Below are 643 nucleotides of genomic sequence, written 5' to 3'. Positions count from 1 at the left end.
GCCGTCGACGATCACGCGGCCCGTCGGGGCCTTGGCGGCGTCAGCCAGGGTGGCGCTGGTGGCCGGGGCCTGGGCGAAGGCAGGGGCGGCCGCGAACAAGGCGACGGCGGCGAAAAGAGCACGCATGAACAGTCTCCGATAAGGGTGGGGCGCACGCCCAGCATCGCCATAGGCCGTTTTTTAAGAAAACTGTCAATCCAGCTTCTCGCCTGACGGATCGGCGTTACTGACGCACGTTTACTTACCGACGATCATGTTGCAAGTGCGGCGTGTCCTGAGCTGATTTCATGGCTTCGATCGCGGCTTCGACCGAATCGACGCTGACATAGGCCTCCAGGAAGCTGGCCGGCGTCATGCCCTTTTCGACCGTATGTTCGATCAGGGTGAAGAAGCCGTCCCAGAAGCCGTCCAGATTCAAGAAGATGACGGGCTTGGCGTGCAGATCCAGCCGTTTCCACGACAGCAGCTCAACCACTTCTTCCAGCGTGCCCACGCCGCCAGGCGCGACGACGAAGACATCGGATTCGTCGTACATCAGCTGCTTGCGTTCGTGCATGGAGGTGACGACGATCGTCTCCACATCGTCGAACAGGCGTTCGCGGCTGCGCAGGAAGGCGGGCATGATGCCGACGACGCGGCCGCC

At 62.4% G+C, this 643-nt stretch carries 1 protein-coding gene; it reads right to left on the bottom strand.

Annotation, left to right across the window (positions count from 1 at the left end; translation table 11 throughout):
• Positions 1-241: 241 nt before the first annotated feature.
• On the bottom strand, positions 242-643 hold a 402-nt coding region (locus RT567_RS07375), incomplete at its 5' end, for a TIGR00730 family Rossman fold protein (RefSeq protein WP_313575430.1).

It is taken from the genome of Brevundimonas sp., from assembly GCF_032107865.1.
Lineage (GTDB): Bacteria > Pseudomonadota > Alphaproteobacteria > Caulobacterales > Caulobacteraceae > Brevundimonas.
This window is presented reverse-complemented; position numbering and strand designations above follow the sequence as displayed.